Raw genomic sequence first — 933 nt, forward strand, 5'->3', positions numbered from 1 at the left:
TGGTGGACGGCTGGGTGGTGCGGACGAACAATCCGCCGTGCGGGGCGATGCGCGGCTTCGGGGTTCCCCAGGTGGCGTTCGGGCACGAGGCGCAGATGGACCGGCTCGCGGACGCCCTGGGCATGGACCCGGTGGAACTGCGTCGCCGCAACGCCCTCGAACCCGGCGATGTGCTGCCCACCGGCCAGATTGTGGCTGCCCCGATGCCGTCGCGGGAGGCGATCGCGACGGTCGCGGCCCGTCCGCTGCCACCACCGGTGTCAGACCGCACCCCGGTGACGTCGCTGCCGGGCGGGCGGCTGGCCGGGTCCGAGCCGAGCCGGATCCGCCGTGGTGTCGGCTACGCCCTGGCCTACAAGAACCTGTTGTTCTCCGAGGGTTTCGACGACTTCGCGACCGCCCGGGTGCGCCTGGAGCTCGCGCCGGACGGCACACCGCGGGTCGTCGTGCACAGCGCGTGCGCGGAGGTCGGCCAGGGTTTCGTGACGATCGCCGGGCAGATCGCGCGGACCGAACTCGGGGTGGACCAGGTACTGCTTGCCCCGGCGGACACCGCCGTCGGCAGTGCCGGGTCGACCAGCGCATCCCGCCAGTCGTGGATGAGTGGTGGGGCCGTGCGTGCCGCCGCCGTCGCGGTGGCCGCGCAGCTGCTGGCGCGGGTGGCCGGCCGGCTGGGCCTGCCCGGCGAGGTGGTCGCGCAGCCACGGCGGGTACTGACGCTCGTCGGCGGTGAGATCGTCGCCAGCGAGGTCGGGGTGCGGATGTCGGTTGCCGAGGTGCTCGCCGCCGACGGACCGGTCGAGGCCGTGGAGGTCTTCCGCCACCGGCGGACCCAGCCGCTGGGCCCGGACGGCCAGGGCGACGTACACGTGGCGTTCGCCGTGGCGGCGCACCGCGCGGTCGTGGACGTGGATGTGGACCTTGGTCTGGTGC

Annotated in this window: 1 protein-coding gene; it reads left to right on the forward strand. The window is 74.2% G+C overall.

The annotated features are described in order from the left end of the window. The coding region (locus U9977_RS25750; protein WP_322751875.1) for a molybdopterin cofactor-binding domain-containing protein at nt 1-933 on the forward strand (933 nt) is incomplete at both ends.

The organism is Protofrankia sp. Cas8 (assembly GCF_963555845.1).
Lineage (GTDB): Bacteria > Actinomycetota > Actinomycetes > Frankiales > Frankiaceae > Protofrankia.